This is a genomic window from Candidatus Saccharimonadales bacterium, from assembly GCA_035457485.1.
Taxonomy (GTDB): domain Bacteria; phylum Patescibacteriota; class Saccharimonadia; order Saccharimonadales; family EFPC-124; genus DATIBO01.
This window is the reverse complement of record DATIBO010000006.1, coordinates 864625-889392: the sequence shown is the minus strand read 5'-3', so window position 1 is coordinate 889392 and position 24768 is coordinate 864625. Positions and strand designations below refer to the sequence as shown.

Genomic DNA, 24768 nt, shown 5'->3' with positions numbered 1-24768 from the left:
GGCTCATCACATCCTGGAGGGGGAGCACCTTCCAAGGGTTCGGCTGTTCGCCGATTAAAGTGGTACGCGAGCTGGGTTCAGAACGTCGTGAGACAGTTCGGTTTATATCCGGTACGGACGTCAGGAAATTTGAGAGGATCTACCCCTAGTACGAGAGGACCGGGGCGGACGTACCTCTGGTGTATCGATTGTGCTACCAAGCGCAGTGTCGAGTAGCTACGTACGGTCTAGATAAGCGCTGAAAGCATATTAAGCGCGAAACTAACCTCAAGATTAGATTTCCCTATGAGCCCCCAGAAAGATTATCTGGTTGATAGGCGCACGGTGGAAGTGCAGTAATGCATGGAGCCTAAGCGTACTAATAGGGCCAACGACTTTTTATGTCCTTTTCTGTAAAACTTATGCTTGCATAAGTCATGCAGATGAGGTAAGGTTTGGCTAGTAGTTAGTGTTAATCTAAACACTAATTGTCATCTTTAACATCTGAATTTCAAGCACTTTATGGACATCGAAATATTTGACCTTTATAATTTAAGTCGGGAGTCATAGAAATTATGAACGAAGGCTAAATAAAAATAGGTAACATATTTCGGTGCCCATGGCGCTGGGGAAACACCTGTTCTCATTCCGAACACAGAAGTTAAGCCCAGTAGCGGCGATTATACTACCTTTTGGTGGGAAACTAGCACGGTGCCGTTTTATATAAAAACCTCGGTTAACGCCGAGGTTTTTATCTTTCTTGGGCGCATTTATTGCTTATTTTGAGCTAACTCGGCTTAATTCTACAGCCTGCATTCCGACGGGTGAGGGTATATATTCTTTATATCACTGCATATAATAGAGTTCATTGCTGCCCGGAAAATTTTCAATCACTCCATGATATTTTATGTTTTTTACCAAATAATATTTTTAATGCTTACGCTATATTGACAAAAAGCATAAACATTGCTAAAATGTTTAAGTTATAACTCATTTTTGAGGTAAAGGAGATTTATGGCTGGAACTAAAGCTGGTGGTCAGCGCGCTGCTGCTACTAACAAACAACGTCATGGTAAGGATTTTTACGCACGAATTGGTGCAAACGGTGGTAAAAAAGGTCACACTGGTGGCTTTTACGCTAACAGAGAGCTAGCCCGTGCAGCTGGTCGCAAAGGTGGTCTAATAAGCCGTCGTTCGAAATCAGCAACGCCTACTGTTAAGTCAGATTACGAATTGGCAGCCTAGTACGGCGCAATTTGCAAAATAGGGAATTATTAACCCGCCATTTACGTCTACAGTTTATACAGCTGTAGACGTTTTGGTTTGTCTGTATGCCGTTCTGATTGCAGTCTGGGCACAAGCTTCGCTTATGAAGCCAGATCCGGTAAGTGTCTAAGCTATCTTGGACCAATTCGTCATTGATCGCGAGGTCATAAACTAAAGCCAGTGAACTAGCCTTTTGCCATGCTTCTGCTTCTATTTTTATTAAGTCTACATCGAGATTAAAGTTTTTATGTTCTAGCTCGGCGTGAGCGATCTCGTGAAGTAAAAGTAAAATGTCATCGCTAGATGTAATTTGCTTATAATAAATTATTTTTTCGCTAGAGCTCCAATAAAAATTAGTACTTTCTTTAAAAATAAACTTATTAAAGTCTTGTAGAATTTTATTAAACTTGGATTTGATGTTGAGCATAATAGTAACAGCCGTATAAAACCGCTTCGTCTGGGTGCTTTGCTTCGGTCAACTTTGGTCTGCTTATGTATTCTGGGAGATTTTTAGATAGTTTTTCGGTGAGCATATGTTCAAATCGGTCAAAATATTTGCCTACACCACCGCCAAAAATTATCACGTTGGGCTGTAAAACTGGAATCAACGCGTATAAACCCTCGGCTATGTTCTCGGTTATTAATTGCCAGTCTTCGTCCGACTCAATATCGCGCGCCAGCTTACCGAATTGTTTTTTTATCGCACTGCCAGATGCGAAATCTTCCCATTCACTCCATAAACCATCGCGCTTTATTAAAATATGTCCAGGCTCAGATTGTTTTAACCCGTCTAAAAGTCGACCGCCTACGATTATGCCACCGCCAATTCCCGTGCTTATAGTTAGGTAAAGTCCTGTGACGGGAATAGGTTTTAATAAGTTAACTTCTGATAAAGCTGCTAGGCTCGCGTCGTTTTCTATAAAAACAGGGCAGTCGTAAATGTTTGATAGTTCGGCTGCCAAGTTAAAATTTTTCCAAGGCAGATTACCACATTTTAAGATCACTCCGTCATGGCTCACTATCCCTGGAACGCCTGCGACTATGACAGAAACATGGCTAAACTTAAGTAGGTGTGACTTGAGCTCGTTGAGAAAGATTAGCGAATCTTGGTTAGTTTCAAACCTAATTTCGTGCGTTGGATTCATTGACGCATCGAATTGCGCAATTAAAGTTTTAGTCGCCCCAATGTCAATCGCTGTAACCATAGTAATAGTTTATCATTGTTGCATTTATGTTCCATGGGTTTTAAAATAAGTTTATTAAGGAGTGAGGGGAAATGCAGTCAGAAGAAGCAAATAATCCAGGTAAAAGAGTAGTTTTTATTGCCATCGGCCTAGCCCTTTTAGGATTAGTGATCTTTGGTGTGGTTTGGGCAAAAAACCGAGCCGATGAAGTTGCGGCGAATAGCGAGACGTCACAACAAACCGAAACTAACACCGAAACAGAAACTGTACCAACAGAAGAGGAGCCAGTTGCAACCCAAGAGGGTGAAGTTGCAGGCACGGAAATTTCTAGTAGCCAAGACAGCGAAGAAGCTACTACGACTGAGAGCGCGACAACAATCCCTGCTGCCGGTGCAAATGAAGTTTTACTAAACGCAGCAATAGTTATTATTGCAGCATTTGCAATTGCAAAGTTTGTTCAATCAGAAATTTTGGCTCGTCGAGTTTAGCTAACCCTTTACTTTTAGGGGCAGATAAGGTTAAATAGACTTAATCTTAATGCGCGTTTTAAACGTGCTTTAAAGAAATACACCATTGAAAGGAGTGTAAAAACACTCATGGCTAACGCCAAACCTATTACTATGGATGAGCTGCTTGAGCAGGAGTCCATTAAACAACTAACAACTACTGATGTCGTAGAAGGAAAGGTTATCTCTGTTCGCAAAAACGAACTTTGGGTAGATCTTGGCCCTTACGGTGTTGGTTTGGTGCCACGTCGCGAAATTGGCGGCATGCGCACTCTAAAAGAAGGCGATAGTGTTACAGCTAGCGTTGTAGACCCAGAAATCGAAGAAGGGTACGCGCTTTTGAGCTTACGAAAAGCTGCAAAAGATCGTGGTTGGGATGAAATTGCCCGCATTCTTGAATCTGGTGAAGCGATCGAAGTTACGGCTTACGACGCAAACCGCGGTGGAATGCTGATCGAGCTAGAAGGTATTCGTGGCTTTATGCCGGTAAGCCAATTAAGCGCAGAACACTATCCACGTGTATCTGGTGCTGACAAAGATGAAATCTTGCAGCGCTTGAACTCGCTAATTAACAAACCTCTTAAAGTTCGCATCCTCGATGCAGACCGCAAGACAAACAAGCTTATCTTCTCTGAAAAAGAGGCGATTAAAGAAGGTTTGGCTGAGCGTTTTGACAAACTCAAAGTTGGCGATGCCGTTAAAGGTGTTGTGACTGGAGTCGTAGATTTTGGAGCGTTTGTTAATGTTGATGGAATCGAAGGTTTGATCCACATCAGCGAAATTAGCTGGGAGCGTGTTAACAACCCAGGCGATTACATAAAAGTCGGCGACACTGTTGAAGCTAAAATTATTGCTATCGACAAAGACCGCTTGAGCCTAAGCTTGAAGCAGATGCAAGAAGATCCATGGGCTAAAGAAGTAGAAAAGTTCAAAAAAGGTGAAGAAGTCGAAGGGACCGTAACTCGTATTACACCTTTTGGCGCATTCATTCAGATTAGCCCAGCCGTTGAAGCTTTGGTTCATGTGACTGAGCTCGGCGAAGGCGAAGGTGCTGATCCTGAAAAAATCTTCAATCTAAACGAAAAGAAGACCTTTAAGATCTTGGATATCGATAAAGAAAATCGCAAGATTTCTTTAAGCCTTAAAAAATAATAACGGGCTCCGAGCAGGAGCCGCCAGAAAGGAGAAGTGGTCATGGAAAAAAAGACTCTTATGGTCGGAAACATGATTACCGTCGGAGAACTGGCGGCTCAACTCGATTTGCCGGTTACTAAACTGATAGGTGAGCTTTTTAAAAACGGAATAATGGCGACTGTAAACCAGCGCATTGATATCGAAACTGCTCAAATTATTGTTGATGAGTTGGGTCTTGAGGTTGAGCTTAAACAAAAAGCTGCCGACGAAACCAAACCTGCTGCAAAGAGTGCGCGAACTCTAACTGATAAAGCTCAAGAGCGTCCGCCGATCGTCGCTGTAATGGGTCATGTTGATCATGGCAAGACCAGTTTGCTTGACGCTGTTCTAGATACAAAAGTTGCGAGCGGTGAGGCGGGTGGAATTACTCAGCACATTTCTGCGTACCAGACGCAGTATAAGGGCCGTACTATCACTTTACTGGATACCCCTGGCCACGAAGCGTTTAGCGCTCTAAGACAGCACGGAGCGGCTCTTACTGACGTTGTAGTGATTGTTGTCGCGGCAGACGACGGCGTTAAGCCTCAGACTGTGGAAGCAATTAGATTTGCTCGTCAAGCCAACGCTCAAATTATCGTCGCGCTAAATAAAATTGATAAACCAGATGCAGACGTTAATCGCGTTAAGCAACAGCTTGCAACCGACCACAACTTGATGACCGAAGAATGGGGTGGCGATACTGTTATGGTTGAAGTTTCGGCTAAAACCAAGCAGGGAATCGATAAGTTGCTTGAGATGATCCTCCTTGTTGCAGACATTGAAGAGCTTAAGGCCGAAGTCGATGTTCCTGCAGAAGGCTTGATTATTGAATCTCACATGGAACAGGGTAAAGGCGCTGTGGTTGGACTTTTGGTCGAGCACGGCATTCTTAAACCGGGCAACTTTATTGTTGCTGGCGAGTCTGTGGGCAAAATCCGTACTTTAGGTGACTTTGCTAGTCGGCCAATTAAGCAAGCAGGTCCATCTACCCCAGTTGTGGTTAGCGGCTTTAAAACTCTGCCAGAATTTGGTGAGCGGTTCACTGTTGTAAAGAGCGAAAAAGAAGCGCGCACCTTGGCTGAAAAGCATAAACAGAGTTTTAAGGATGACGTTCAAGCTTCGGCAACAACTAGTAGTGACCTTTTGAATTTAATGAACCGCCGCAAAGAAAAGCAATTAGTTAACTTTATTGTGCGCGCCGACGTTCAAGGCTCGCTGACGTCAGTTGTTGATAGTTTGAAGCTTTTGGAACGCGACGAAGTTGCCCCACGAATTATCAGTAGTGGCGTGGGCAATATTTCTGAAAACGATGTTCGTATGGCTGCCGGATCTCAGGCAGTGATTTATGGATTTAATGTGCAATTGCCACCAGCGGTTAAAAAACTTGCTGCTCGCGACAAAGTGGAAGTCAAGCTTTACAAAATCATCTACGAACTTCTAGAGGACGCAACTCTAACACTTGAGAATCTGCTTGCGCCAGATGTGGTTGAAACAGAAATCGGTAAACTTACTGTAAAAGGTGTATTTAAAATTACTAAAGATCAAGCGATTTGTGGTGGTGAAATCACAAAAGGCAAAGTTGAGCCAAAGCTACTCGTTCGTATTAAGCGTGGCGATGAGCAAATCGCTGAGGCTGAAGTCTCGCATGTACAACGCGAGAAAATGGAAGTTAAAGAAGCTTTTGAGGGCGACATGTGTGGACTCTCGCTTGATACTAAGGGTAAAGTGGTTGTCGAAGAAGGCGATAAGCTCGAGTTCTTTAAGCGCGAGCTTGTAAAGCGCAAACTCTAGATTGCTAAGACGGGCAATTAATGTCACAATAGATCTAAGTAATAAAGGATCTATATGTTCCAATTCGATGATGATTTTCTGCAAAGTTTAGGTTTGGGTGATATGCCAGATGACCAGAAAAAGGCGTTTCTTCAGCATTTATATGAAGAACTTGAGCTTAGAGTTGGAACTCGACTCTCTGAGGGCATGAGTGATGATCAACTAGAGAAGTTTGAAAAGCTAGTTGATGGAAACGATCAAGACGGTGCTTTGTCTTGGCTTGAATCCAACCGTCCAGATTACAAAGCTGTTGTTGCTGAAGAGCTCGAAAAGCTCAAACAAGAAGTTATTGCCAACAAAGACAAAATTGTGAGCGATGAGCCGGTCGAGGAATCTAGCAAAGTCTAGGGCTTGTTATAGCCTTTTATAAAGTCGGTGCCGCTCATTTGCTTACCACTTGGACCAACAAGTTGGTCTATTTTTAGCAAACTGTTTTGGCCGCATTCCAAAAATAAGTCTTTTTCGTTTTTCTGTGTCGCTACGTGTGCGCTTTTAATAATCACGTCTTTGCCAAAAATGTTTGCACGGCTTTTTGGCCATTCTTGGAAGGCTCGAATTTCGCGCTCTAGTTGTATTGCGGGTTTTTGTTTGTCGATTACACCATCAGATTTATGTAGAAGCTGGCAGTAAGTGGCTTCTGATTCGTTCTGACTCTTTGATTTGGCCGAGCCATCTAAAATTGAAGGCAAGCTCCTGATTACTAGGTCGGCTCCGAGCTTATGTAATTTTTCAGTTAAGTCTTGCTTAGATTCGTTGCCCACGAGAGTCACTCTAGCTTGATCAAAAATTGGGCCAGCGTCCATTTTTTTAACTAGTCCCATTATGGAGACTCCAGTTTCGTTTGCTCCATCCAGAATTGCTTGCTCGATTGGAATCGGTCCGCGGTATCTCGGTAAGAGCGACGGGTGAATGTTTATTATCCCGTGCGGAAAAATATTAATTATAGATTCTGGAATCATCTGACCAAAAGCCACCAAAATACCAATATCTGCAGCAAAATCTTTTAGCTGCTGCTCAATGTCTTTAACTTTATTGGGCAGTAGAACCGGTATGTTGTTTTGCTTTGCGATGTGCTCAACCTCCAGCTCGCGTTTTTTACGCGAAACAGCCATCTCATGGCTAGCGACAACTGCAGCCACGCTAAAACCAGCATCTATCAAGCGCTGCAAAGTCGGAGCGCCGCTTGGTTTGTAGCCTGTACTAAGACGTTCGTTACCAAAGAATACTATTTTGCAAGACTTCATTGTGTGGAACCTTTTTAAGTTCACCTTGATCTGTTAATTTAAAGAAAGAATCATCGTTTTTAATATGGTCAACAAAAACTATACCATTGGTGTGGTCGATTTCGTGCTGCAAAACTCGAGCTAAAAAACCACTGGCTTTAATGCGGACTTCATTGCCGTTTTCGTCGAGCGCTTTTACGCGGACTTTTGTGTGGCGTGGAACTAGACCATAAACATCGGGGACACTTAAGCAGCCTTCGTGATCGTATACAATTTCGCCTTCGAGTTTTGTGACCTCTGGGTTTATTAATGTTAAAAAATTACGATCGGCTTTGTTTTCAAAGTCGCTTCTAACTATTACTACACGCTCAAGTCGATCTATTTGAACTGCAGCCAAAGCCACACCCAATTCATGTGGGCGATGGTCTTCCCAATCTAAGGTTGAGGTTTGCATGTCGGTAATTAATTCACGTGTTTCGTCGGTAATTACGTGCACGCGTTTAGATTTTTGCCTCAAATGCTTATTAGGCAAGGTGATTATGTCGTGTCGTGTAGTCATTAAGCTAACTATAACCGATTTAACAGATCAGAGCAAGCTAATTGGATCCAGGTCGAATTGCCATTTTGGCGATAGATCTTTAACGATTTTCGTGAGTAAATCACGTTTTCTAGATTTAACTACGATTTGCCATCTGTAATTGCCGCCAAGTCGTTCGTAAAATGAGGGGGTAGGGCCTAAAACTTTAACGTATTTTATAGATCGCAAGCTATTTGCTAATTTTTGGCTTGCCGTAATCGCTGATGTTTCGGTTTTGTAACTGCAAGTTAGTTTAAGCAAATAGCTGTAAGGAGGGAGTGCGTTTTTTTGCCTAAGGGCTAGCTCTTGTTTGTAGAACTCCGCGAAATCACGTTTTGTTCCTTGGACGATTATTGGATGCTCCGGCTGAAAGCTCTGAACTACCACCTTTCCTGATTGGCTGACACGTCCCACGCGTCCCATTACCTGGTAGAGCAACTGAAAAACTCGTTCATTCGCCGTGTAGTCCGGGAGCATTAATCCACTGTCGGCCTGAATTACTCCAACCAGATCGAGCTTAGGCAAGTCCAAGCCCTTTGCAAGTATTTGGGTCCCAATAATTATGTCTACCTCGCCATCGTAGAGCTGCTGATATCTGTTGTGCAGTGCATCTTCTTTTTTTGTATCCGCATCAAAACGCGCGATCCTAGCCTTCGGAAATAATCTAGCCACCTCAGTTTCGATCATTTTCGTGCCAATACCCTTAAAGATAATGGTTGGCTCGGAGCAGGTTGGGCAGTTGGTTGATATTTTTTGAGAATGGCCGCACAGGTGGCACATTAAAATATGTTTGTCAGCGTGTAGAGTTAGCGGTAAAAAACATTCGGGGCAGTTTGCTATCCAGCCACACTCGCTGCAAATTGTGGTGGGGGCGGTGCCACGCCGGTTGTGAAATAATAAAACTTGCTTTTTTTGCTGAAGAGTCTCGTTTATTGAGTTAACTAATTCATCAGACACGAAACGATGTTTTTTAAAGTTTTCTTTCTTTTTTAGGTCTACGCTTACAACCTCAACTTTAAAATCACCTGAGATTGGCTTAGGGAGTATGACAATGGGTTTGTTTTGTTCGTCTGCAAGGTAAAAGTCGGCTACGCTTGGGGTGGCGCTGCCTAAAACCAAGTTTGCGCCATGCTCCTTAGCCAGAACGCTTGCAGCACGTAAGCTGGAGTATTTTGGCGACATGTCTTGTTTGTAGCTTGGTTCGTGGCATTCGTCGATCACAATTATGCCAACGTTTTTTAGAGGCAAAAAAAGAGCTGATCTCGGACCAATTACAACGGTTGGTTCTATTGACTGTAGGGCTTCGACCCATGCTAAGTGCCTTGCGGCTTCTGTCATCGCTGAGTGAGTTACTATTAGGTTTTTAAAGTGGTTCGAGAATTCTGCCACTAGCTGGGGCGTTAGGGAAATTTCGGGTACTAAAACAATTGCTGACTTACCCTTGGTAAGCTGTTCTCGAACTGACTCTATGTACACTTGAGTCTTGCCGGACCCAGTAACGCCATGCAATAGAATAGTCTGGTTTTTGGATGATTTTATGACTTCAAGTGCAGCTTTTTGGGTTGGATTGAGTACAATTTTTATCCTGTCTCTACTGGGGTGAGTGGTAGATTTAGGCAGTTTTCTTTGCTTTTGTAGCCCGGTTGGAAGAATAGCTTGCAAAACTATACCCAAATGCGTGCAATAGTATTCGCTTAGCCAAAATGCGAGCCTTATTAAAGGCGCAGGCACCGGTTGATTCGTTAAAATTTTACCAACTGGTTTTGTAGCAAATTGTGGTTTTTTAATCTGTTCTATAACGACTGCGGTAAAAGTTTTTTTGCCGACCGGTACCTGCAAAACTGTGCCTTCGGCAAGTTCGATAGTACTCTCATAGGTAAAAGCCGGACTGTTTTCTCGAACTACGGCCGCTGGAGCAATTAGGTAATAATAGGTCATGATACTACTATACGACACGATGCTCTGATAAACTTAAGCTATATGTATTTCCAGTCACGTAGCGCTGCAGGACAGTTGATAGCGAGCAAACTCCAACAGTATAGGTTCGAGAACTGTGCTGTTATTGCTTTAGGGTACAGTTCGGTTTTGGTGGCTGAGCCTATTGCTGCGCAGCTGCATGCTTTGCTTGGTCTTTTTATAACCGAGAAAATTGGTGTGCCAGGGGAAGGCTTAACTTACGGAACTGTTGATCAGACTGGTGGTTTTAGCTACAATCGCTCGATGTCCGAGGGCGAGCGAGATGATTATTACGGCGAATACCATGGGTTTATCGAAGAGCAGAAGCGCGAAAGCTATGCCAAAATCAACCGACTTTTAGCAAGCGGAGGAATGATCGAGCCGGCAGTTTTGCGTGAACATGTAGTTATCGTAGTTGCCGACGGACTAAAAGATGGTCAAAAATTGGATGCTGTGAGCGAATTCCTAAAGCCAATAAAAGTTAAGAGATTAATAATAGCCACACCAATTGCATCTGTTACTGCCGTCGATAGAATGCACATCGTCGCTGATGAGATCCACTGCTTAGCTGTAACCGAAAACTACTTCAACGCAAGCCATTATTACGATGTAAACGAAAAGATTACTCATGAACAGGCTGTAGAAAAAGTTAAAAATATAGTGCTTAGTTGGTGTTAGTTAGGTTGTTTTTTCCTTAAAACGCGTGTAAAATTACTAACAACAACAGATGCTAAAGTAAGATAATTGTTAGGGAATAAAAATGCTGGATGTGTTCATAACATCGAGGGTGCGGCGGAAAATCATAGTGGTTTACGCCAAATATCCAGATTTTCGCACTCATGTGAGGGGTCTTGCTAAGTTAATAAAAGAAGATCCGGGAAACATTCAACGAGAACTCAAACGTCTTGAAAAAGTTGGTTTTTTGCAATCTGAAAAGCAAAGTAACACCAAGATTTATTTTACCAACAAGCATTTTGTAATCTTTAAAGAGTTGCAAAGTATCGTTTTAAAATCTCAGCGTCAAACTCACAAAGCCAAGCGCGAAGCCTAAAAATAAATTTGGCATATATCCCAAGCTAACGCTACAATGTAGCCTATGTCTGGGGTAATTGAACAGCTTTTTAAAACACGGGGAATCTACGAAAAAGATAAGCGCCAGGCTTTTTTGGCGCCAGACTTTGAAGATTTTAAACATGATCCCTTTTTGTTGCCGGATATGCAAAAAGCGGTAGAGCGCCTGCAGCAAGCAAAACAAAAAAACGAACTTATTTTTATTTATGGCGACTACGATATTGATGGGTTAACTGCAACCTCGCTTTTACTGGATGCGTTCAAAAGTTTTGGGTTGCGGTGCGAGGCTTTTATTCCTAACCGATTCGTCGATGGCTACGGGCTGAGCAAAGGTGCTATCAAGGAGATTGCTGCAAAAGGCGCAAACTTGATTGTTACGGTGGACTGCGGTAGCTTGAGTCATAAAGAGATAGATTTAGCCAACGGACTGGGAATGGATGTGATAGTAACTGATCACCACAGCGTGGCTGATGTTATGCCGAACGCCATCGCGACCATCAACCCTAAGCGAAACGATCACAACTATCCTTTTATCGATCTAGCTGGTGTTGGGGTTGCATTTAAGCTAGTGCAAGCAATGCAACAAAAAATGGAAGGCCTGGCTGAGGGCCAGGAAAAATGGCTACTTGACTTAGTGGCGCTTGGAACTGTTTGTGATGTTGTTCAGTTGGTGGATGAAAATCGTGCGAACGTTTTGTGGGGACTAAAAGTTCTACAAAAGACTAGGCGGCCCGGACTAAGGTCGATTGCACAAGTCACAGGTCTCGAGATGTCTAAGCTAAACTCGCGATCACTCGGTTTTGTCATAGGCCCCCATTTAAATGCAGCTGGTCGACTCGAAACTGCTCAGCATAGCTTAGATTTGATAACCGCTGATGATGCAATGAAAGGTTTAGAGATCGCGTACAAGTTGCGAGAAATGAACATCGCTAGGCGAGCTGAACAAGATAGAATTTTCGCCGAAGCCAAAATTCAGGCAGAGCAATTTGCCAACGATCCTGTACTTGTTTTAAGCGGTGCAGGCTGGTCGCATGGAATTATTGGGATTGTGGCCGCAAAAATTTTGGAACATTATCAAAAACCAACTTTTGTGTTAGAAGAAATGGGCGAGGAATCCAAAGGCTCGGCACGTAGCTTTGGCGATTTTAGCGCCGTTGAGGCAATCAGAAACGCCGACCAGTGGTTAATTAAGGGTGGGGGTCATAAGTTGGCGGCCGGCATCACCTTAAAGACTGATAAAATTCATAATTTTCGCAAGTCGCTAAACGAATTTTACAGAAGTAAGGGAATACAAGATCAGCTTAGACATTTAGAACCAAAAATTGACGCAATCATCGATAATGTAACTGAGTTAGACTTTGAGCTTAGCAATGTTATTAAATCTCTAGAACCCTTTGGTCATGGCAACCCTGAGCCGTTATTCAAGCTTACTGACGTAATAGTTCAGAATCGACGGCACCTAGGTAAAGATCAAAACCATCTTAAACTTACGGTCTGTGATAAAAAGGGCAACACTTGGGATTTAATTGGATTTGGGATGGTTAGTAAATACGACAATGATGTCGGTGAAACTATAGATGTAATTTTTAAAATCGTTGAAAACGAATGGCGCGGAACTGTTAAACTTGAAGGTCAGCTAATTAAATTGATGTAATTTAGTATTGTAGACATAAGCGTAAGTGGTATAATTAAATTGGACTTTTAAAAAAAGAGACAAAAAAGGTGGAAAACAAAATCCAAGATATAAATTTTGGATTGGGTACCTCAAAAGACAAAAACATATCAAACAATCCGTCTTTACAGCAGACACCCTATTCAAATACAGTCCAAGGACAACAGGTTCCTAGTGAGCCCACGTCTTTTAGTAGTGTTCAAAATAGTTCAGAAAGTTTTACGCCGCCTCCGCCACCGGTGCAGGTGCCTAAAACCAAATCCAATAAAAAGCGGCTAATAATTGTTGGCGTTACGGTAGCGGTTGCTGGGCTGTTAGGCCTATCTGGATGGGTTGCATTTAATTTGTTCAGCCCACGGAGCGAACAGATTTCAACTAGTCAGTTTGATACGGTAGAGATTCCTTTGGATGATTTTCTTGCCGGCGACGGACTCAACTTGGTCGCAACTCGAAGTCTAACTATTAATGGAAAGCTTCAGGTTAACGATTCATTTATAATCTCCCCATCGGCACAGCCAAGTAACGCTACGGCTGGTCAAATTTATTACGACCAGACCTCTAATCAATTAGGCTATTATAACGGCACAGATTTTATTCAACTTCCTGGCGACATTCCTGTAGGCTCTGGAATTAGTAACGCAAATGGTCAATTGAGCAACACAGGAGTACTCGCGGTTCAAGGCCAAACCGGAAATGTGACTCTAACAAGTGGCGGCGGGATTGCAATAGATGGCACTACTTTAACTAACACGGGCGTTATTTCGTTAGGTGGGGCAAGTGGCGCGCTAAGTGTCGGGAATGGCTTGGCTGTAGCAAATGGAACAATTAGCAACACTGGTGTTAACAGCCTCACCGCCGGAACAATAAATTTAACCATTACCAACGACGGTGCGGGCAATTTGACGATCAGTAATGTTGGTGGAGCTGGCACGGTAACAAGTGGAGGCGGAACTGCTGGTAGGATCGCGAAATTTACCGGCGTACAAAACATAGAGAACTCTTTACTGTCTGAAAGCGGCACGGTTATCACTGTTAATGGAGACTTATCAGTAACTGGTAGTGTGTCGTTATCTAACGCACTTACTGTGGGCAACGGGGGAACCGGAGCAACTTCTCTTTCGTCTAACGGCGTAGTTCTGGGCAACGGAGCTAGTCCGTTGACGGCGGTTGTAGCGGGCGGCCCTGGTCTTTGTTTAGTTTCTACTGCTGGAGCCCCAGCGTTCGCCGCTTGCCCAGGAAGTGGAGGAGTGACATCTGTTAACGGTCTTAATGGGGCGTTAACAGTTGCTAATTCCAGTGGAGCCGGATCAACGATAACCATAGACAACGCAAGTACGAGCCAGAAAGGTATTGCACAATTTAATAGTTCAAACTTTACAGATAACGGGTCTGGGACTATTAATACAATACAAAATATATCTACTTCGGCTTCACCCACATTTACTAACCAAACCTTAACTGGCGATTTAGCGGTGAACGGCGGTGATGTAACGGTCGGGGTTTCCAGCTCTCAGACGGGAACAATTAACCTGGCTCACATCGGTTCTGGATTTCTGGGCTCGATTTTACAGGGTGCACTCACCGCGAGCCGAACCTATACCTTACCTGACGCAGACGGTACAGTTTGTTTGCAGGGTAGTACAGCTTGTGGTTTTGCAGCGGCAAGCGGATCAGCAAATTATATTCAGAATCAGTCAGGGTCTGATCAGTCTGCCGACTTTAGGATCTCGGGTACAGGTAGAGCCAATACGTCATTATTGACACCTTCGCTTGATACAGCCACTGCCGCAGGCTTGACTATCGGTGGAACAACTGCAACTTCAATCACAGTTGGTAACGCAACCACTAACAGTCCAGTTACAATCGATTCGGGTACAGGTGCCATAAATATTGGGGCAGGGGCTCAGGCTCGAACCGTAAACATAGCGACGGGATCTGCAGCTCAAAACGTAACAATCGGAAGCTCGACTTTAACTAGTGCAACTCAAATTCAGTGTGGAACGGGCGCGTGTAGCTTTGGATCATCCAGCACTGCACACACAACAACAATCGGCTCGACTAACGGTAGTTCCGCAACCTTGTTGCAAGGTGGGGCAGGTATGACCGTAACGAGCGGTGCTGGAATTGCCTTACAACCAACTGCCAACGTAACAATTGGGGCTGCAGATATCACCGGGACCCTTTTAGTGCTTGATACTAAAACCAGCGCGGGCGACCCAACTGGTGTAGACGGCGGCATGTACTACAATAGCAACACTGGTAAATTCCGTTGCTTCGAAAATAGCACATGGGTTGATTGCTTGGTTCCGGGTGGTGGCGCGACGGCATTTATCCAAGGTGGTAATAGCTTTGGAGCGACAGCAACCTTGGGCACAAATGATGCCAACGCCTTGCAGTTTGAAACGGGTGGAGTAACACGTCTGACGATAGCCGCCGACGGCGCTGATGTAACTTTATCTAGCAATACTGATCTACTTTTACAGGGAGCGACGGCGTATATTAGTAATCCGCAAGGTACGGCAAACAGTGAGGTTTTTGGGAATGGGGCGAGCACAAACGATGTTCGCAACGTAGTCGTAGGTAATGGTGCAAACATTACGGGTAATAGTGATTCCGTAGCTATCGGTTACAACGCCAGTGCTCTGGATAACTCTATAGCGATTGGCACCGCTTCGAATTGTACAGGCAATGCGTGTACCGCCATTGGCTACACGGCTCAGTCGGCATTCCAGAGCGTATCCCTTGGAAACTCTGCGGTCGCTAATACTAACTCATCAATTGCGGTGGGCACAAGTGCGACAACCGGTGCGGCGGACAGCATTGCCTTAGGTACTGGTGCTACAACTACGGCCTCTAACCAACTTGTTGTGGGCAGTAGCTCATCTGCAATTAACCAAGTAGTCGTAGGCAATGGAGTTACAAACGCTACCCCTGGAGCATTTACGCTTCAGGGGACTAGTGGCTCTGGAACTGATGTCACGGGAGCAAATATAAGAATTGCCAGCGGTCAGGGCACTGGTAGTGCGGCCGGCGGAAGTATCCTTTTGCAGGCGAGCGTTGGTGGCGTTTCGGGAACTTCGCTTAACAGCTTAGCTACGCTAGCAACGCTAAATGCTAGCTCAATTTCGTTTACTCCGCAAACGTCGTCAGCCTCTGCGTTCGTCGTTTACGATACCGATGGAACAACCCCACTTCTGGGAGTGAATAACTCGACTAACACCCTGTATACTAACGGAAACTTGTCAGTAACTTTAAATGCAGATGTCGGCCAGGATTTAACGGTAAATGACCAGTTGTTTGTTACCGGATTATCCGAATTTCATGCCGACGTAACTGTAAATAACTTTAGTTCGGCAACAGCTTTTCGAGTTTTGAATGCTAGTGCGGTGCCTCAGTTTGTTGTAGACAGCAGCAGTTCACGAGTGTATATTGGCAACACATCGGCTGACGCAACGGGCGCTTTGTTGGTTTTAGATACAAAAAATACTTCGGGTGATCCGACTGGGGTCGCCGGAGGTATGTACTACAACAGCGTAACTAATAAAATGCGCTGCTACGAATATGGTTTTTGGCGAGATTGCATCCAGAGCGGCCGAACTCAGATGAAGGTTTATTCCGATTTTACTTCTATTGGAACAGACAGCTATTTTATTTTTGGTACTAATGCATTGGCCGGCACATCCAACGACAACGACGCTGTTGGCTCGATTGCGAACCATCCAGGCGTACTGAGGCACAGCACAGGAACAACGGCTGGTGGTCGAGCATCTGTTGCTGCCGACGCCGAAGAAGGAATTTTGCTTGGTAATAGCAACGAATGGCGCTACGAAGCGTCAGTAAAAATTCCAACTTTATCGACCGGAACAGAAACCTACACATATCGTACTGGCTTTATCGATAATAACAACGCTGAATCAACCGACGGATGTTTCTTCAGGTACACCGACGGCACGCTAAGCGGAAGATGGCAGGGAGTTTGTCGGTCTAACGGAGTGGAAAGTACTTGCGATACAACGATTACTGTTGGAGCTGACACTTGGTATAGGCTAAATGTAACTGTAAATGCGGCAGGTGACTCAGCCGACTTCCAAACGGACGGAACAAGCCGCTGTCAAGTTACGACAAATATTCCTACTGGCGCGGGTCGCGGAACTGGCTACGGGAGTATGATACTTAAATCAGCAGGTACGACCGCAAGATTTGCCGACGTTGATTACATTGAAGTTCTTGGATTGTTAGCCGCAAGTAGGTAAAATCTATTGCATGTTCTCCCCTGATCTGATAAAGTAATCACGTATGATTCAAGTAACTCGTAAAGACACACAAGAAGCAAATGAGAACCTAATTCGCCGCTTTACTCGTAAGGTGCAGCAATCTGGTATTTTAGCTCAAGTTAAAGAGCTTCAATATTTCGAAAAGCCTCTCAGCAAACGCGAACGCCGCGCTCGTGCGATCGTTCGTAAAGCCCGCAAAGCAGATAAGCTTAAACGAATTCGTTTGGGCGTCCGCTAATGTCACTAAAGGACAAGCTCAACGCAGACATTAAAACCGCACTTCTTGCTGGCGATAAAACAAAAGCAGAAGTTCTTAAAAGTATCAAAAGTGCAATTTTATACGAAGAAGTTGCACAAAAAGTCCGCGAAGAAGGCTTGTCTGAAGACAAAATTGAGGTTGTTTTAGCTCGCGAAGCCAAAAAACGGGGCGAGAGTGCCGAGCTTTACAAAAAGGCCGGCGAAGAAGAGCGCGCCGCGACTGAACTAAAAGAAAAACAAATTATCGAAGAATACCTACCTAAGCAACTTAGCGATGAAGAACTCGGCGCCGTGGTTGACGAAGTTATAACAGGTTTTGGTGATAATGCGCAAATGGGTCAGGTTATTGGTGCGGTTAAATCTAAAGTTGGCACATCCGCTGACGGTAGTCGTGTTGCGGCAATTGTAAAATCTAGACTGGGGTAGGTAGGTGGTAATATTTTTTGGTCCGGCTGGTGCAGGTAAAAGTGTGCAGGGCCAGATTTTAGCGGCTAGATTTGGGTGGCGATGGCTTTCGGCTGGTCAGCTTTTGCGTGACTCGCATGATGTAGAGGTGCATCAACAGATGAGCACGGGCGGGCTAGTTAAATTTGATAAAGTGAATGAAATTGTTAGAGAAGCATTAATCAAAGCTAAAGACATTCCGCATGTTATTTTGGACGGCTACCCCCGCGAGCTTGGCCAGGCAAAATGGTTGATTGAAACGCAGCCGGAACATCAACGATCGATTGGGCTGGTTGTTGTTCTTGAAGTGCCACGTGAGGAGCTTTTGCACCGTTTGGAAATTCGTGGGCGCAGCGACGATACGGCAGAAATTATAAATCAACGATTGCAAATTTATCGTAAAGAGATCTATCCAATACTAGCTTACTTTAATGAGCTACATATACCGATTGTTCACATAAATGGTACAGGTACCGTTGGCCAAGTGCATGATAGAATCGAATCGGAGTTAAAATTGTGTTCACTCGTGTAAAGACAGAGTCAGAAATCGTGGCTATGCGCGAAAGCGGAAGAATCTTAGCTCACGTGCTAAAAACCATCGAACAATCGGTGGGTTCAGGCATGACAGGTAAAGAAGTCTCGCAGATTGCCAAGCGTGAATTAAAGGCTATGGGTGGCACAGCTAGCTTTTATGGATATATGGGCTTCCCGGATGTTATTTGTATATCGGTGAACGATGCGGTAGTTCACGGAATTCCAGACGATAAAACATTTAAAGATGGGGACATTGTTGGTTTTGATTTTGGTGTTACATATAAAGGAATGATTACCGACAGTGCGTTAAGCCTAGCAATTGGCGGCAAAACAACTCCACAAACCGAAAAATTATTAAAACAAACTGAGCGCGCAATGTATGCGGGAATCGAACAAGTCAAAAACGGCGTTCGAACTGGTGACATTGGTTTGGCTATCCAAAAAGTTCTGGACGCAGCGAGTCTCGGAATTGTTAAAGATTTAGTTGGTCACGGAGTTGGTCATGAAGTTCATGAGGACCCAAACATTCCGAACTATGGATCTTCAGGTGTTGGTCCAGTGCTAAAAACAGGTATGACAATTGCTATTGAGCCAATGGCTACGCTGGGTGGAAGCCGTGTTGTTATAGACCAGGATGGCTGGACGGTAAGGACCTTAGACGAAACCTTAGCTGCGCACTTTGAACACACGGTTTTAATTACCGACGATGGATTTGAAATTTTAACTGAACGCTAACAAAAAGATTGCGCGAAGTAGAGCATAAACGTTATACTAATGCTCATGCAAGAAATAACGCGTTATGGCGTGGGTATAGATGTAGGGACCACGCACGTAAGATGTGTCATCGGACATTTAGACGATTCTAAATCCGGGGCAACAATTATTGGAGTTGGCGTAGCGCCAAATAACGGAATGCGTAAAGGCTCCGTTGTTAACATAGTTGACACTGCCCACGCAATCGACAAAGCGCTTGAAGAAGCCGAACGAATGTCTGGACATCAAGTTGGATCAGCCTCGGTGAGTGTGAACGGTTCTCACATAATGGCTATGAGCTCAAAAGGTGTTGTGGCTGTTAATTCGCAAAATAATGAGATTACTGATGAAGATATCGCTCGAGTAGGCGAAGCTGCCACCGTTGTTCAGCTGCCAGCTAATCGTGAAATTTTGCAAGTTACTCCGCGTAGCTATACTCTGGATGATCAGACTAATATAAAAGATCCAATTGGAATGAGCGGCGTTCGTTTAGAAGTTGATGCGCATGTTGTAACGGCACTAGGTCCTAATATTAAGAACTTATTAAAGAGTTTGGAGATGACTCAAACTGCCGTAAATAATGTGGTGGTCGCTGGACTCGCGGCTGCAAAAGCGGTGGTGACTAATCAGCAAATGGAGAACGGTGTTGCTATTGTTGATTTTGGTGGGACGACGACTCAAATCGTAGTTTACGAAGAAGGCGACCTACAGCATCTATCGATTTTACCGGTCGGTAGCGTAAATATTACCAACGACTTGGCGATAGGTTTAAGAACTGACCTTGATATTGCGGAAGATCTAAAACTGCAGCACGTTTCAAAAGTCCTAACAGTAAGTAAAGATAGGATCAAAAACATTGAATATGTTCAAGGTGATAAAAAAGTAGAATTTAGTGCCAAAGATATTAAGATGATCGTCGAGGCACGCCTTGATGAGATTTTTGAGATGATCGACAAAGAGCTGCGAAGTATAGATAAGTCCGGTAAGCTACCAGGCGGCGTCGTGCTTACAGGTGCGGGTGCTAATTTAACGCATATAGCTGATTATGCAAAAGATCGCCTACGCTTGCCGGCTCGGGTCGCACACATCAGCAGTATAAATGGTATGAGTGACAAAGTTGCAAAACCCGATTTTGCAACTGCGCTCGGGCTAATGTTGATTGACTTGGAAAGCTCGAAGCCTCGCCACAAATCACCAAAAGGTAAAAATTCTTTTGACGCTGGTAGCAAAATGTTCGGAAAATTGTTCAATTCCGCGGGTGATTTTATGAGGCGGTTCAAGCCCTAGTCTGCAAAAATAAGCCAAAAATTTTGGGAAAAAATTGCGAATAAACATTTGGTTTGGCCGACAAACATGTGTATACTAAATGTGAACACAGGGGACATTTTAGATGCCAGAAGTAAAACCAGCAGACATACAAACATTCGCAACAATCAAAGTAATAGGTGTGGGTGGGGCAGGCGGCTCAGCTGTTAATCGCATGGCCGACGCAGGTATGCAGAGCGTGCAATTTATTGCCGCAAACACTGACGCACAGGCTTTGCATAATTCAAAAGCCTCAACAAAAATACATATCGGCAAAGGTACTACTAGGGGTTTGGGGGCAGGCGCCGATCCGACTGTTGGTCAAAGAGCGGCCGAAGAAAGCTTAGAAGACCTTAAAAAATCTTTACAGGGGACAGATCTGCTGTTTATCACCCTAGGCGCTGGCGGTGGAACAGGTAGTGGCGCGGGTCATGTTGTTGCGCAAATTGCTCGCGAGATGGGTATCTTAACGGTTGGCGTAGTAACTAAGCCCTTTAGTTTTGAAGGCGAAAAACGTCGTCAAAACGCTGAATGGGCAATTAGTCAGCTTGGTCAGCACGTTGACACTCTGATTACTATTCCTAACGATCGACTGCTTCAAACTATTGATAAGAGAACCCCTTTACTTGAAACCTTCAAGATCGCTGACGATGTTTTGCGCCAAGGTGTCCAGGGGATTTCAGAGCTTATTACCGAGCACGGTTTAATTAACCTAGACTTCGCAGACGTAAAAACCATCATGCAAAACGCTGGTTCAGCGCTTATGGGTATTGGTCGTGCTAGCGGCGAGAACCGTGCGGTCATGGCAGCTCAACAAGCGATCGAGTCGCCACTACTTGAGGTATCAATTGATGGTGCTCGAGGTGTTCTGTTTAGTATTGCTGGTGGCTATGACATGTCGATGCATGAAATCAATGAAGCCGCCGAAGTTATTACAAACGCTGTAGCTCCAGATGCCAACATAATTTTCGGTGCTACATTAAAGCCGGAGCTTGAAGACGAGTTAATTATTACAGTGATAGCTACAGGTTTTGATTCCGCCTACTTTAGGCAGAAAGCGAACGCCTTGCCGGGCTTCGAGAGGCAGGCCGAAGAAGAAGTTAAAGACGAAACTCCGGAAGTCGCCGAAGAAGAGATGGGCAGCCTGGATATGGATTTAGATAAAAGCCAGGAAGTTGCCGCGGACTTTACTAAAGATGAAGAACCAAAAAGCATCTGGCAATACGACGATGGTGATACTCCTGCGTTTTTGCGACGAAAAAAGAAACAGGCTGAAGAAGAAGCTTAAGTTTTGCACAGTACGCTGCATGTTGTGTTTATCACCATTGCGCGCGTGCCATATATAGGGTTATTCTAGTACTTAGCTACGCTGCCTGGAGGGTTGTAGCGTAGAGGTCGGTAGCCCAAATTTTGGGACGGGGGTTAAAAATGAAGTGTCCAAATTGTCAGAACGCCGAGAGTAAAGTTGTAGAATCGCGAGATGTTGTATCTGGGGAAAGTATTCGCAGACGTCGTGAATGCTTAGCGTGTAAGCATCGCTACACAACTTACGAACGGTTAGAAAGGCCAAGCTTGGTGGTTGTCAAAAAAGACGGTACCAGGCAGCTTTACGATAGAGCGAAACTAGTTTCAGGACTGCAACGAGCGTGCGAAAAAACCACGATCGATGGTGAACAATTCGAGGATCTAGTTAGCCAAATCGAAAAAGCGATCTACGACAAGGCAGACACAGAAATTACAACACACAAAATCGGCGAAATCGCTATGAGTATCCTGGCGAAATTTAGCCAGGTGGCGTATGTCCGTTTCGCAAGTGTGTACCGCTGTTTTACCGATGTCGACAGTTTTGAGCGAGAGCTTAAAATCATAAAGTCCGCTAGCCAAAAATAGGTCTTGCACGAACTGGCGTGTGGTGCAAAAATAAAAATAAGCACCGTGGCTTTGGGAGGCTTTCGGGACTTTAAAACTAAAATCATTCAAAAACTAAGGAGGGGATTAAAACTATGGCGGATGTAACTGCCACATTGGCGCTAGGTCGCTATTTTACAGATGAGGGCACGAGCCCTTACGACGCGTTAAATTGGGTAAAACGTGATGCGCAAATTATAAACCCAGCGACCGGAAAAGTTGTCTTTGAACAAAAAGGCGTAGAATTCCCCGAGAGTTGGTCCTTAAACGCAATTAACATTGTTGCTCAAAAATATTTTTGGGGCACACCCGGCACTGAAGAACGGGAAAAATCTTTGCGCCAATTAGTTGATCGTGTTGCCGATACGATTACCAAATATGGCTACGAGCAAGGCTATTTTATTGATGAGGCCGAGGCCGACACATTTAACGATGAGCTAAAATACATTTTAGCTACTCAGCGAGCAGCTTTTAACAGCCCGGTTTGGTTTAACATTGGTGCGACTGGTCGGAGGCAGCAGGCTAGTGCTTGTTTTATCTTAAAAGTTGAAGACACTCTGCCTTCGATTTTAAACTGGTACCGTGAAGAAGGTATGATTTTTAAAGGCGGTTCTGGCGCCGGCTTAAACCTAAGCAACTTGCGTTCGAGCTACGAACGTCTAAGCGGCAGTAATGGCAAGGCCAGCGGTCCAGTTAGCTTTATGCGTGGCGCTGACTCCAGCGCCGGCACAATTGCAAGCGGTGGTAAAACTCGCCGTGCTGCAAAGATGGTGATTTTAAACATTGACCATCCAGATGTAGAAAAATTCATTTGGTGTAAAGCACGCGAAGAACGTAAGATCCGAGTACTACGAGACAACGGTTTCGATATGAGCCTAAACGGCGAAGATGCTGTTTCGATCCAGTACCAAAATGCCAACAACTCAGTTCGGGTAACAGACGCGTTTATGAAGGCTGTAGAAAACGACCAAGACTGGGACTTAATTGGTGTAAAAGATAAAAAAGTCTACAAAACTCTTAAAGCTCGCGACTTGTGGCGACAGATCGCCCAAGCTTCTTGGGAGTGTGCCGACCCTGGTGTGCAGTACGATGGTACGATTAACGACTGGCACACAACACCAAAAGCTGGCCGAATTAACGGTAGCAACCCATGTTCCGAATACATGCACCTAGACAACTCAGCGTGTAACTTGGCCAGCCTAAACTTGCTTAAATTCTTAAAAGAAGACGGCACTTTTGACATTCCAGCTTACAAGCACAGTGTTGAAGTGGTCTTTTTGGCGCAAGAAATTTTGTGTGGTTACTCGGAATATCCAACTGAGAGTATCGATAAAAACACTCGCGCATTCCGTCAAATTGGAATGGGCTACGCGAACTTGGGCGCAATGTTAATGGCCCAAGGTTTAGCCTACGACAGCGACGAGGGCCGCGCTCAAGCCGCAGCCGTTACCGCCATAATGACCGGACATGCTTACGCAACTAGCGCAAAGATCGCTAAGCGTGTTGGTCCTTTCGCCGGATATGCAAAGGACAGTCTTGGTATGAACCGCGTTTTGCGCAAGCACCGCGACGCTGTTAATAAAATTGATGCTGGCATGGTTAGCGAAGAACTACTAAGCGCCGCCGCCGACACCTGGGACGAAGCTGTGGCCTTGGGCCAAGAATATGGCGTACGAAACGCGCAGGCCAGCGTGCTTGCTCCAACGGGAACTATTGGTTTTATGATGGACTGCGACACCACCGGCGTTGAACCAGATTTTAGCCTAGTTAAGCACAAAGTTTTGGTAGGTGGCGGATCAATGAAAATTGTTAACCAAACAATTCCACGCGCGCTAAAAACTTTGGGCTACAACCAATCTCAAAGCGACGAAATTGTTGACTATATCAACGAACACGGATCCGTTCTTGACGCTCCACATCTTAAAAAAGAACACTATGACGCCTTTGCTTGTGCAGTTGGCGACAATGCAATTCACTACTTAGGTCACGTAAAAATGATGGGCGCCGTTCAGCCGTTTATTAGTGGTGCAATTAGTAAAACTGTAAACATGCCAGAAAGCGTAACGGTCGAGGAAGTTGAACAACTCCACACTGACGCTTGGAAATTGGGCATCAAAGCGATCGCAATTTACCGAGATAACTGCAAAGTCGCTCAGCCATTAAGCGGCAAAAAGAAGGAAGAAAAAGCCGTCGAAACTCCAACTTCACCTCAGCTAGTTGTAAAGGCTGGCGCCGTAAAACGCGAACTTCCAAGTCGTCGCACTAGCCGCACTTATGAGTTCCATGTTTCTGACATGAAGGGCTTTGTAACTGTAGGTGAATATGAAGACGGAACTCCGGGAGAACTTTTCGTGCGTGTCTCCAAACAAGGCTCAACCCTAAGTGGTTTAATGGATAGCTTTGCAATTAGCGTTAGCCATGGTTTGCAGTACGGCGTACCACTAAAGAGCTACGTTAAAACTCTGAGCAGTATGAGCTTCGCGCCATCGGGTATGACCGACGACCCAGAAGTTAAGACTGCAACAAGTTTGATCGACTATATCTTTAGGCGCTTAGCCCTAGACTACCTAAGCTTCGACGATCGCCTAGAACTTGGGCTTGCCAGTTTTGACGAGTTGGACAAACAAGTAGAGACTGAGCAAACTAGCTTTTTACCCGAGGAGCCCAAAAAAGTAAAGGCTGAAGCTCTTACGGCAAATCGCAAAAGTGTACAAACATCACCTTTATGCACAAGTTGCGGCAATACCACGCAGCGTGCGGGCAGCTGTTACGTATGCACTGTCTGCGGTAGTACGAGCGGTTGTAGCTAAGATTGGCTACAAGTAAACTAAAGAGGTCGCCAAGTGCGGCCTCTT

At 44.7% G+C, this 24768-nt stretch carries 20 protein-coding genes, 2 rRNA genes and 1 pseudogene; 19 read left to right on the top strand and 4 right to left on the bottom strand.

The features are described from left to right. The 3 genes from VLA77_05050 to VLA77_05040 form a co-directional block, all read left to right on the top strand. Nucleotides 1-383, top strand: a 23S ribosomal RNA gene (locus tag VLA77_05050); the annotation flags it as partial. A gap of 205 nt (nt 384-588) precedes the next feature. Then, nucleotides 589-699: ribosomal RNA gene (rrf, locus tag VLA77_05045) — 5S ribosomal RNA — on the top strand. A gap of 294 nt (nt 700-993) precedes the next feature. Then, nucleotides 994-1224, top strand: a complete 231-nt coding sequence (locus tag VLA77_05040; GenBank protein HSE29922.1) for a hypothetical protein — start codon at nt 994-996, stop codon at nt 1222-1224. A 422-nt stretch (nt 1225-1646) separates the two neighbouring features. Here the strand turns inward: VLA77_05040 and VLA77_05035 are convergent, their stop codons facing one another. Next, nucleotides 1647-2450: an ROK family protein gene (locus VLA77_05035; GenBank protein ID HSE29921.1), complete on the bottom strand. Its 804-nt coding sequence runs from the start codon at nt 2448-2450 to the stop codon at nt 1647-1649. Nucleotides 2451-2521: 71 nt separating this feature from the next. Between VLA77_05035 and VLA77_05030 the strand changes: the two genes are divergently transcribed. The 4 genes from VLA77_05030 (at nt 2522) to VLA77_05015 (ending at nt 6286) form a co-directional block, all read left to right on the top strand. Continuing rightward, a complete protein-coding gene (locus VLA77_05030; protein HSE29920.1) occupies nt 2522-2917 on the top strand; it encodes a hypothetical protein in 396 nt (131 codons plus the stop codon). A 108-nt stretch (nt 2918-3025) separates the two neighbouring features. After that, entirely contained in the window at nt 3026-4087 is a 1062-nt protein-coding gene (locus VLA77_05025) for a S1 RNA-binding domain-containing protein (protein ID HSE29919.1), read from the top strand. A 42-nt stretch (nt 4088-4129) separates the two neighbouring features. Then, the gene (infB, locus tag VLA77_05020; protein ID HSE29918.1) at nt 4130-5899 is read left to right on the top strand and encodes a translation initiation factor IF-2; all 1770 of its coding nucleotides are present in this window, start codon (nt 4130-4132) and stop codon (nt 5897-5899) included. 54 nt (nt 5900-5953) lie between these two features. Continuing rightward, a complete protein-coding gene (locus tag VLA77_05015; protein ID HSE29917.1) occupies nt 5954-6286 on the top strand; it encodes a DUF5663 domain-containing protein in 333 nt (110 codons plus the stop codon). On the opposite strand, the gene fmt is transcribed toward VLA77_05015, so the two are convergent. From fmt to priA, 3 genes are read right to left on the bottom strand one after another with little or no spacing between them, the layout of a single operon-like run. Next, nucleotides 6283-7182 carry a methionyl-tRNA formyltransferase gene (gene fmt / locus VLA77_05010; GenBank protein ID HSE29916.1) on the bottom strand — a complete coding sequence of 300 codons (900 nt, stop codon included), beginning with the start codon at nt 7180-7182 and terminating at the stop codon, nt 6283-6285. The genes VLA77_05015 and fmt overlap by 4 nt on opposite strands. Then, the gene (gene def, locus VLA77_05005; GenBank protein HSE29915.1) at nt 7151-7720 is read right to left on the bottom strand and encodes a peptide deformylase; all 570 of its coding nucleotides are present in this window, start codon (nt 7718-7720) and stop codon (nt 7151-7153) included. Before def ends, fmt begins: the two co-directional genes overlap by 32 nt. A 27-nt stretch (nt 7721-7747) precedes the next feature. Continuing rightward, nucleotides 7748-9676, bottom strand: a complete 1929-nt coding sequence (priA, locus tag VLA77_05000; protein ID HSE29914.1) for a primosomal protein N' — start codon at nt 9674-9676, stop codon at nt 7748-7750. A 42-nt stretch (nt 9677-9718) separates the two neighbouring features. Between priA and VLA77_04995 the strand changes: the two genes are divergently transcribed. The 12 genes and pseudogenes from VLA77_04995 (at nt 9719) to VLA77_04940 (ending at nt 24723) form a co-directional block, all read left to right on the top strand. Further along, a complete protein-coding gene (locus VLA77_04995; protein ID HSE29913.1) occupies nt 9719-10372 on the top strand; it encodes a hypothetical protein in 654 nt (217 codons plus the stop codon). An 82-nt stretch (nt 10373-10454) separates the two neighbouring features. Next, entirely contained in the window at nt 10455-10745 is a 291-nt protein-coding gene (locus VLA77_04990; protein ID HSE29912.1) for an ArsR family transcriptional regulator, read from the top strand. 45 nt (nt 10746-10790) lie between these two features. After that, nucleotides 10791-12419, top strand: a complete 1629-nt coding sequence (recJ, locus tag VLA77_04985; protein ID HSE29911.1) for a single-stranded-DNA-specific exonuclease RecJ — start codon at nt 10791-10793, stop codon at nt 12417-12419. A gap of 68 nt (nt 12420-12487) precedes the next feature. Beyond that, the gene (locus VLA77_04980; protein HSE29910.1) at nt 12488-16690 is read left to right on the top strand and encodes a hypothetical protein; all 4203 of its coding nucleotides are present in this window, start codon (nt 12488-12490) and stop codon (nt 16688-16690) included. A 43-nt stretch (nt 16691-16733) separates the two neighbouring features. Further along, nucleotides 16734-16949, top strand: coding sequence for a 30S ribosomal protein S21 (gene rpsU, locus VLA77_04975; protein ID HSE29909.1), 216 nt, complete (start codon nt 16734-16736; stop codon nt 16947-16949). Beyond that, on the top strand, nt 16949-17395 hold the full coding sequence (locus tag VLA77_04970; GenBank protein ID HSE29908.1) for a GatB/YqeY domain-containing protein: 447 nt from the start codon (nt 16949-16951) through the stop codon (nt 17393-17395). The genes rpsU and VLA77_04970 overlap by 1 nt, the downstream gene beginning before the upstream one ends. A gap of 4 nt (nt 17396-17399) precedes the next feature. Next, entirely contained in the window at nt 17400-17945 is a 546-nt protein-coding gene (locus VLA77_04965) for a nucleoside monophosphate kinase (protein ID HSE29907.1), read from the top strand. After that, nucleotides 17930-18682, top strand: coding sequence for a type I methionyl aminopeptidase (gene map, locus VLA77_04960; protein HSE29906.1), 753 nt, complete (start codon nt 17930-17932; stop codon nt 18680-18682). The genes VLA77_04965 and map overlap by 16 nt, the downstream gene beginning before the upstream one ends. Nucleotides 18683-18727: 45 nt before the next feature. Further along, nucleotides 18728-19987, top strand: a complete 1260-nt coding sequence (gene ftsA, locus VLA77_04955; protein HSE29905.1) for a cell division protein FtsA — start codon at nt 18728-18730, stop codon at nt 19985-19987. Nucleotides 19988-20090: 103 nt separating this feature from the next. After that, nucleotides 20091-21293 carry a cell division protein FtsZ gene (gene ftsZ / locus VLA77_04950; GenBank protein HSE29904.1) on the top strand — a complete coding sequence of 401 codons (1203 nt, stop codon included), beginning with the start codon at nt 20091-20093 and terminating at the stop codon, nt 21291-21293. Nucleotides 21294-21433: 140 nt separating this feature from the next. After that, nucleotides 21434-21895, top strand: a complete 462-nt coding sequence (gene nrdR / locus VLA77_04945) for a transcriptional regulator NrdR (protein ID HSE29903.1) — start codon at nt 21434-21436, stop codon at nt 21893-21895. 101 nt (nt 21896-21996) lie between these two features. Next, nucleotides 21997-24723, top strand: a pseudogene (locus VLA77_04940) (vitamin B12-dependent ribonucleotide reductase). The last annotated feature ends 45 nt before the right edge of the window (nt 24724-24768 follow it).

Coding starts and splice junctions, on each gene's coding strand:
- VLA77_05040 (HSE29922.1), top strand. CDS start 994: ATGGCTGGAACTAAAGCTGGTGGTCAGCGCGCTGCTGCTACTAACAAA.
- VLA77_05035 (HSE29921.1), bottom strand. CDS start 2,450: ATGGTTACAGCGATTGACATTGGGGCGACTAAAACTTTAATTGCGCAA.
- VLA77_05030 (HSE29920.1), top strand. CDS start 2,522: ATGCAGTCAGAAGAAGCAAATAATCCAGGTAAAAGAGTAGTTTTTATT.
- VLA77_05025 (HSE29919.1), top strand. CDS start 3,026: ATGGCTAACGCCAAACCTATTACTATGGATGAGCTGCTTGAGCAGGAG.
- infB (HSE29918.1), top strand. CDS start 4,130: ATGGAAAAAAAGACTCTTATGGTCGGAAACATGATTACCGTCGGAGAA.
- VLA77_05015 (HSE29917.1), top strand. CDS start 5,954: ATGTTCCAATTCGATGATGATTTTCTGCAAAGTTTAGGTTTGGGTGAT.
- fmt (HSE29916.1), bottom strand. CDS start 7,182: ATGAAGTCTTGCAAAATAGTATTCTTTGGTAACGAACGTCTTAGTACA.
- def (HSE29915.1), bottom strand. CDS start 7,720: ATGACTACACGACACGACATAATCACCTTGCCTAATAAGCATTTGAGG.
- priA (HSE29914.1), bottom strand. CDS start 9,676: ATGACCTATTATTACCTAATTGCTCCAGCGGCCGTAGTTCGAGAAAAC.
- VLA77_04995 (HSE29913.1), top strand. CDS start 9,719: ATGTATTTCCAGTCACGTAGCGCTGCAGGACAGTTGATAGCGAGCAAA.
- VLA77_04990 (HSE29912.1), top strand. CDS start 10,455: ATGCTGGATGTGTTCATAACATCGAGGGTGCGGCGGAAAATCATAGTG.
- recJ (HSE29911.1), top strand. CDS start 10,791: ATGTCTGGGGTAATTGAACAGCTTTTTAAAACACGGGGAATCTACGAA.
- rpsU (HSE29909.1), top strand. CDS start 16,734: ATGATTCAAGTAACTCGTAAAGACACACAAGAAGCAAATGAGAACCTA.
- VLA77_04970 (HSE29908.1), top strand. CDS start 16,949: ATGTCACTAAAGGACAAGCTCAACGCAGACATTAAAACCGCACTTCTT.
- ftsA (HSE29905.1), top strand. CDS start 18,728: ATGCAAGAAATAACGCGTTATGGCGTGGGTATAGATGTAGGGACCACG.
- ftsZ (HSE29904.1), top strand. CDS start 20,091: ATGCCAGAAGTAAAACCAGCAGACATACAAACATTCGCAACAATCAAA.
- nrdR (HSE29903.1), top strand. CDS start 21,434: ATGAAGTGTCCAAATTGTCAGAACGCCGAGAGTAAAGTTGTAGAATCG.